Genomic DNA, 8,829 nt, shown 5'->3' on the forward strand with positions numbered 1-8,829 from the left:
CACCTCAGAAAAGTATTGCCAAATTGCGATACTTTCCTTGAGGCACTTTTGTCCTGTTCTTGTTTCAATTAACTATACTTGACTGGTTAATTGCTTTGTGATATAAACTTAACTGGTTAATGTTTTTTTGTGAAAAGGAGGAAATATGCTAAAGAAAATACTTGGAGCCTGTCTTTCTGTTCTAGCTGGTTTGTGCTTGATGGCATGTTCGGTTCAGAAAGAGGCTAGTCAGGTTCAGTCAGGAATGCGGATTGTGACATCATTTTACCCTATTTATTCACTGGTTAAGGAAGTGTCGGGAGATAAGAATGATGTTCGGATGATTGGTTCGCGTTCGGGAATCCATTCTTACGAACCATCAGCGGCAGATATACGAGCCATTTACGATGCAGATGTCTTTATTTATCACTCACGGATTTTAGAGTCATGGGCAGGGCGCTTGGATACAAATTTACAGGGTTCGTCCGTCAAGGTTTTAGAAGCATCTACAAACCTGCCTTTGTCAAAAGTTCCTGGCTTAGAAGATATGGAAGTTGGTCACGGGATTGATGAGGCTAGTTTATATGATCCCCACACCTGGATGGACCCGGTCTTGGTTGGACAGGAAGCCCTTGAAATTGGGGAACTTTTGGCTGAGAGTGATCCAGAGAATGCGGATTACTATCGGGAAAATGCTAGGGCTTTGGAGAATGATGCTCAAAAGTTGGCAGACAAATATATTCCGATTTTTGCGAAGGTCAGTTCAAAAACCTTCGTGACCCAGCACACAGCCTTTTCCTATACTGCCCAGAGGTTTGGGTTGAAGCAGTTGGGAATAGCTGGCGTATCTGAGGAAGAACCTAGTCCAAGGCAGTTGGCAGAAATCAAAGAGTTTGTCGACACTTACAAGGTACAAACGATTTTTACCGAAAAGGGAACGTCGGATAAATTGGCCAAGGCTCTGGCAACTTCGACAGGTGTGGACTTGAAGGTCCTAGATCCTCTAGAAGCAGACCCAGAAAATAACTTGACCTATTTAGAAAACTTAGAGCAGGTTTTAGAAACTCTTGCTCAAGAATTGAAATAATCATTGATAAAGGAGATAAAATGAAGAAGAAAGCACTTGTTGGTTCGGTAGCGACCCTTGTTTTGGGGATGAGTTTGTGTAGCTACCAGTTGGGGCGTTATCAGGCGACAGAAGAACAAAAAAATCGAGTGTCCTATATTGAAGATAGTCAAAAGGAAGAGTCATTGGTTGCGGAGCAATTAACTCCGGAACAGGTTTCGGCAAAGGAAAATATTGATGCTGAGCAGATTGTTGTCAAAATTACAGACCAAGGCTATGTGACATCTCACGGAGATCATTTCCATTATTACAATGGCAAGGTGCCATTCGATGCCATCTTTAGTGAAGAATTGGTCATGAAAGATCCGAATTATGTCCTTCAAGATAGTCACATTATCAATGAGGTCCAAGATGGCTACGTTATCAAGGTAGATGGGAAATATTACCTTTACTTGAAAGATGCCAAACAGCAGAAAAATGTTCGGAGTAAGGAAGAAGTTGAACGACAGAAAGGGATTACATCGGCTGATAGCAAGCGACAGGCGACGGGTTCTAGTCATTCAGACGGTCCCTATAAGACTGACGATGGTTATGTCTTTAATCCGACAGATGTCATCGAAGATACGGGGGATGGCTTCATTGTTCCTCATGGGGATCATTTCCATTTCATCCCGAAAAAAGATCTTTCAGCAACAGAGTTAAAAGCGGCTCAGGATTTTTGGGATAAAAAGGGTAGCAATCAGTTAGGTGCTGGAAGTCATTATGGAACTCCTACCCAGAAAGTTCGGCCGGAAACTCCTGTTTCAGTACAGGGACAAGATTTGACTAGCTTGTTGGCTCAGCTGGATGCTACACCATTATCTCAACGCCATGTCGAAGCTGATGGTTTAGTCTTTGATCCAAGAGCTATCAGTAAAAAAACAGCCACCGGTGTAATTGTGCCCCACGGAGATCATTTCCACTTTATTCCATACAGTCAGATGTCTGCCTTGGAGGAAAAGATTGCCCGAATGATTGGCACAAGTGGTGCAAGCACCGGCCAGGCAAATGGTGGCACTAGACACCAGGCTACTAGTCATCAGGTTCACTCCAATCCAACACCAAGTCCAACCTTGCCAAATAGTCCAACAAAGTCGACAGGAACTGCCAAACAACAGACTCGTATGTGGCAGGGGCGTTCGATAGCTGTTTATGGTAAGGGCTTGGATGGTAAAGCTTACTTTACTAGTGATGGTTATCAGTTCAGCAAGGCTTCGATTACCTCTGTTGATGAACATGGCTTGATTGCAAGCCACGGAGACCATTTCCATTATGTTGGTCTTGGTGAATTGGAAGACTTTGAAATCAGGCAAGTGGAAGAGTGGGTGAGAGAGCAAACAGGTGCTCCTGTATTATCGACAAAACCAATACATAATCTAATTATTGATAGTCCACTACCATCTCAATCGACAAGTCCATTAGAAACGGATAAGCCCAAGGAAAATCAAGTGTTTGTTCCGTCTGGCAGTATAGTTTCAGCAGGAGTGGAGGCTGTGGAAACAGAAAAGCCTACGGTTGAAACAAGCACACCCTTAGAAGAGAATCGTCCAGACTTTGACTATAAATTGGTTACAGGCAAGGAAATATTGAATGGCAAGGTTATCTATCATGTGCAGCAAGCAGGCAAGACCTATTCTTATAGCCGTGACGAATTGGATTGGATGAAAATCTCATTTGCAGAATTGACCCTGTCAGAAAAAGACAAACAATATATCTTTGACATTGCCCCGTTGGCTGAAGGTGATCTTCAACCTGCCATGTTGGTCACTATGGATAAGATTCCAATGAAAGGAGCCAATGCGACTTACGATACGGGGACATCCTTTGTCATTCCTCACATAGACCATATCCATGTTCTGCCTTATACTTGGTTGAGCAAGGAACAAATTGCGACCATTCGTTACATCATGCAACATCCGGATGTTCGTCCATCAGCTTGGACAACAGCTGGGCATGGTGATGGAGAAATGGCTGAAGAGGTCCCACCGATTTTAAATGCGACACCGAAGGCAGAACGCCAAGGCTTGAAAAATTGGCAGATCGTTTATACTGCTGAAGAAGTCATGGCTGCGCGTGCGCAGGGTAAGTTTGCGACCAATGATGGTTATATCTTTGCAGCAGAAGATGTCTTGGATCCAGCCAGCTTTATCTTTAGTCAAGCCTTTAGCATTCCGAGAGCGACAGGCGGTTCTTTACGCTCAGTAGCCAAAAAAGACCTTTCACAAGAGGAACTAGCAGCTGTAGAAGCTCTTCTTAATAAACGTGATGCGGAAGAATTGGCCAAACGTGTGACGCCGCTTGATAGACGGGCAGGCTTGAAAAACTGGCAAATTGTCCATTCGGCAGAGGAATTGGCAACCGCCAAGGCAGCAGGGAAGTACATAACAAAAGACGGCTATATTTTTGACCCGCAAGATGTTTTGGATCCAAAAACCAAGGTATCTCAAACAGCCTTCCGAATCCCTAGAGCGGATGGCTCAGGTTTCTACCGTGTGGAAAAAACTGCCCTCAATCCTCAAACAGAATTGGCACCAGCAGAAGCCTTGCTAGCGGCAACACAACAAGCACCTGTCCAGCCTGCAAAACCAACAGAAGCAACAACTCAGCCAAGTAGTTCTTCGATTATTGCAACGCCTGCCCAACGCTTTGCATCGGAAGAAAAAACAGACACATCTGACAGTCAAGAAAGTGGTCAATCGCAAGAAACCGAGGTTGAAACTAGCCCGTCAAGTGAAATGCCGACGGATGTAGCTTCAGAAACAACCCCTGCCGTAGAAGAGCCAGTCAAGGAGTTAGCGGCACCATCTGAATTAGTTCCTCCAGTTGAACCAGTAACTTCATCAGTTGTTTCGACAGAAAGTATAGAAAGCAGGTTAACGGATTCTGTTTCAGAATAAAAAATGAGCTTTTGCAACCTCTTGAATGGTCGGCACTATGCTAGTCATTTAAGTGGAAGGCAGAAGCTTTTTTATATTTTTCAAAAAAATCTGAAAATTCAGTATTGTCCAGAAAGCGATTTCGTGATAAAATATTTTTTGTATGTAGAATACAAATCTAAAAAAGGAGGTTATGTTTATGGCAAATCGCAATTTGGTCAATCGACTATTGAAGGCAAGCAGTTTATTGTCCCTTTTGACGGCTACAACTTATGTGGCAGTGCCTGTTTTAGCGAATGAAACCAATACACTTCCGCTTGTAACAGTGGATAACTCAATGGTCCATTCTGTAGAAACAGACCTAGCTCCAGTGGCTGATCAAGGTTTAGATCTGTCATTGACGGAGAAAGAAGAAGATGTCGGCGAAACCCAGTTAGTTTCTAATATGGCTGAACCAGCTTCAAGTGTAGTTGAACCAGTTACTGACCAGGCTCAGACAGAGGATGTGGTTGGGGCTGCTGTTCTTGTTACAGAGAATGTAGAGCCTGTAGTCACTGATTCGGGGTCTACCCTGGATAATTCTGCTTCTGCTACCGAGCTTTCTGGAAGCGAGGAAGTGCTTTCAGAAGAAAGTAATGCTCTCATCAATGTCCCAACTGTCTGGGAGACGGGAAACAAGGGAGAAGGGATGGTCATTGCCATCGTTGACTCTGGTATTGATGTAGAACACGATGCCTATCGTTTGACAGATGTTACAAAAGCCAAATACCAAAGTGAAGAAGAGTTTGCGGCAGTAAAAGAGCAGGCGGGTATTCATTACGGTCAATGGTACAGTGAGAAAATCGTCTTTGCTTATAATTATCTAGATACAAATAATGAGGTAAAAGAAAGCAAGGAAGCCACTCACGGTGGTCACGTTGCAGGTATTGCAGCAGGAAATCCCTCTCAGGAAGATAGCATTGGGCAAAAGATTGTGGGTGTAGCACCTGAAGCTCAGCTTATGTTTATGCGTGTCTTTTCAGAGAATTTTGGTGATGGAACCCAGCCGTTTCTATATATTCGAGCGATTGAAGACGCTGTCAAATTGGGTGCGGATGTCATTAACTTGAGTTTGGGTTCGGCAGCAGGTTCTTTGATTGATGCCAGTGTTGCTTTAAACCAAGCAATTGAAGATGCCAAGAAACGTGGAGTGTCCGTTGTTATTGCGGCGGGTAACGACCGTGTTTGGGGAGATGGACAGGATAATCCTTGGGTTGAAAATCCAGATTATGGTCTAGTAGCCTCTCCGGCAGCAGCTAAGGATTCCATTGCGGTAGCTTCTTTCAATAATACCCATGTTGTTAAAGACGTCTTCACCATTCGAGGTATGGAGAACCAGCCTGCATTTAACAATGGTAAAGGAACCTATACTCAGCCTAGCGGTCTTCCAGACTTTGATGCCAGCAAAGAGTACGATTATATCTTTGTCGGTATTGGTAATCCAGAAGATTTTCAAGGGAAAGACCTTAATGGCAAAGTCGCTCTGATCCAACGTGGTACGATTTCGTTTGATGCTAAGATTGCTGAAGCCAAGAAAAATGGAGCAGTTGGAGCAGTTATTTTCAATAACATTGATACAGGTAATGACCTATCAATGGCGGTAACCTCAAGAGAAGCTCGTTCTATCCCATCTATCTTTATTCCTAAAGCACTTGGTTTGGAATTGGCAGATAAATCAGGTACAGACACCTACAAGCTAGTGTTTGACAAGAAGAAAGCCATGATGGAAAATCCAGAGGGCAATCGGATGTCTGAATTTACCAGCTGGGGTTTAACGGCAGATGGTGAGTTGAAACCGGATGTTACTGCACCGGGTGGAGCTATTTATTCCAGTATCAATGATGGCAAGTATGCTAGCATGAACGGTACGTCCATGGCTTCTCCGCATGTTGCAGGTGCTGTAGCCCTTATTAAAAAAGGATTGATGGAGAGATATCCTGACTTGACAGGACAAGCTCTTCAAGACCGTATCAAGCAAGTCTTGATGTCAACAGCTCGTCCACACTTTGATGCGACTGCCAATGCTTATGTTTCACCAAGACAGCAAGGTTCAGGTTTGATTGATGTTCCAGCGGCTATTGCGACAGACTTGTATGTTTTAGGTAGTGAAGGGTATCCGAGCATTTCACTAGGTAATGTTCAAGACAACTTCAGTTTTGATGTGACGCTCTACAATACATCAGACAAGGCTCAGACTGTTACCTACAAGACACACTTGAATACGGATGCTGTTGAGAACGGTACATTCAGCTTGACGCCACGGGAATTGACACAGGTTGAGGGACAGGAAATTACTGTCGATGCATATTCTAGCAAGACAGTGACGATCTCCCTAGATGCGTCTAGTTATGCAGAGGAACTGGCTCAATTGATGCCAAATGGTTATTATTTGGAAGGTTTTGTTCGCTTCCTAAATAAAGATGATCAAATGGATCTGGTCAGTCTTCCATTCGTTGGTTTCCGAGGGAAATTCCAAGATTTGGCAGTTTTAGAGAAATCGATTTATGATTTTTCTACCGAGGAAGCTCCTTTCTATACAGAAAATGATTTCTCTGTGACAGGTGGTTTGGCAGTAGATGAGAAAAACTTCTACACAGCCTTGTTATCTGGTAAAGCGGAATTTAACCACGAAACAGGTGAACATGGTGTTCAATCTCCATTTATCTTGGGTAGTTTTGAGGATGCAGACGGAAATTTCCACTTGAAAAAAGATGAGAATGGCCAGCCAATCCTCGCTCTTTCTCCAAATGGAGACGGAAACCGAGATGGAATTGTTTTCCGTGGCGTATTCCTTCGTAACTTCCGTAATTTGCAAGCGACAGTTTATGCTGCAGATGATATAGAACGCAAGACACCATTATGGCAAGGGGACTCAATCAGCGGACCGAAGAATTTCTATGCTGGTCGTCCGACCAATCCACGTGCACATTTGATTGAAACATCTGCCTGGGAAGGTAAGGATAAGAACGGTCAAGATTTGCCAGATGGTAAGTATCAATACGTTATTTCATACCTGCCTGAAACATCTGGTGCCAAGGAGCAATTCATTACCTATACCATTGAATTGAATCGTGTCCGACCTGCTATTACAACGGGTGTTGTGGATATGGAGGCAATGACCTTTAAACCACGTGCTCCGATTGCCTATGGTATGCCTATTTACCGTGAGCGTGTATATTATGTTATCCATACAAAAGATGAGAATGGGCAACCAGTAGAAATTGAAGATCCTAATAACATTGGTCCAACTGGTCGTCCATTGAAAGAAGTATTGACCCAGCCACGTCGTGTCTATGTACAGCCAGATGAAAATGGTGTGTATCAATTGCCGACAGAGGACATCTTAGGTCGTCCACTGGATATTTCTAGCTTCTTCTATGCAGTAGAGGATCAGGCGGGTAATGTTTTAAGTGCAAATCTATCTGAATTTGCTGAAGTGCCAAGTGACCACGGGGTTGTTGTTGTACAGATTATCAATGACCAGACTGATCAAGAATACCCAACTGCCTATAATTATATTATTAGAGATGCAGAAGGAAATCAGCTTGAGTTATTGAAACCCGCTGGTCCGACAAGTAACATTCAACTGCTTCCATTTGGTACCTACACAGTTGAATTGCATTTGTTCGATAAGGATGAGGTTCGGCTCATTGACGGGGAGCCACTCGTAAAAACATTTACTGTTTCAGAAGAGAATAGTTTAGTTGGTATTGATTTCCGAGTAATTGCTGTAGACCGTTCTCCGGTTCTTGCAGATTTTGGTGGTCTGGTGCCAGAAGAAACCAAAGTATATTTGGTTAATCAGAGCGGAGAAGAGCTTGAGCTTACTCGTGCTCGTTATGCTCCGGAAGTCTTTGAACGTTTGGTTACACATGGGGACTATTCAATCCGCATTGAAGTGCCTACAGGCTATGGTGTGGTAGATACTCCGACGACTTATAAGGTCGAAGAGGTAGTTCGCAACTACTTAAATCTAACCCTAACAGCCAAGGGAGATATTGAAAATGGAGGAAAATCTCTCACAAATGATGCTCCAGTTCTTCCAGCCTTTGACCTGTCAGCCGATACAGATGGCGATGGCTTCAGCAACCAAGTAGAGTTGGAGCAAGGTTCTGATTATGCAAATGCAGGTTCAGTTCCTGAGGTGGCAGCCAAGGGTGAGTCAACATTCTTTGAATTACCAGTCGGTCATTTGGCTATGAATGGTTCCTCTGTAACTGCCCCAGTTCTTCCAGCCTTTGACTTGTCAGCTGATACGGACGGCGATGGCTTTAGCAACCAAGTAGAGTTGGAGCAAGGTTCTGATTATGCAAATGCAGGTTCGGTTCCAGTTGTAACAGCCAAAGGTGAGCCAGCCTTTCTAGAATTACCAGAAGGTCATTTGGAACTGAACGGTTCCTCTGTAACTGCCCCAATCCTTCCAGCCTTTGACTTGTCAGCCGATATAGACGGCGACGGCTTTAGCAATCAAGTAGAATTGGAGCAAGGTTCTGACTATGCAAATGTAGCTTCAGTTCCTGAGGTGGCAGCCAAGGGTGAGCCAACATTCTTTGAATTACCAGTCGGTCATTTGGCTATGAATGGTTCCTCTGTAACTGCCCCAGTTCTTCCAGCCTTTGACTTGTCAGCTGATACAGACGGCGATGGTTTTAGTAACCAAGTAGAATTGGCTCACGGCACAGACCACACGGCTTCAACTTCAGTTCCAGAGGCGACAATCAAAGGTGAGCCAGCTTATCTAGAATTACCAGAAGGTCATTTGGCTATGAATGGTTCCTCTGTAACTGCCCCAGTTCTTCCAGCCTTTGACTTGTCAGCTGATACAGACGG

General features: G+C 44.0%; 3 protein-coding genes. All 3 read left to right on the plus strand.

What is annotated here, in order from left to right; all coding sequences use genetic code 11:
• The first annotated feature begins 145 nt into the window (after window positions 1–145).
• Complete coding sequence (locus ACEE44_RS10080; protein WP_449172142.1) at window positions 146–1,066, plus strand: metal ABC transporter solute-binding protein, Zn/Mn family; 921 nt, start codon at window positions 146–148, stop codon at window positions 1,064–1,066.
• Between the two features lie 20 nt (window positions 1,067–1,086).
• On the plus strand, window positions 1,087–3,981 hold the full coding sequence (locus tag ACEE44_RS10085; RefSeq protein ID WP_449172143.1) for a pneumococcal-type histidine triad protein: 2,895 nt from the start codon (window positions 1,087–1,089) through the stop codon (window positions 3,979–3,981).
• 178 nt (window positions 3,982–4,159) lie between these two features.
• A partial coding sequence (locus ACEE44_RS10090; RefSeq protein ID WP_449172144.1) for a S8 family serine peptidase occupies window positions 4,160–8,829 on the plus strand: 4,670 nt, incomplete at its 3' end.

The organism is Streptococcus sp. 32226D021BW (assembly GCF_053545015.1).

What these genes read in the sequence shown, in the direction of transcription:
- ACEE44_RS10080 (WP_449172142.1), top strand. Translation starts at nt 146, where the DNA reads ATGCTAAAGAAAATACTTGGAGCCTGTCTTTCTGTTCTAGCTGGTTTG.
- ACEE44_RS10085 (WP_449172143.1), top strand. Translation starts at nt 1,087, where the DNA reads ATGAAGAAGAAAGCACTTGTTGGTTCGGTAGCGACCCTTGTTTTGGGG.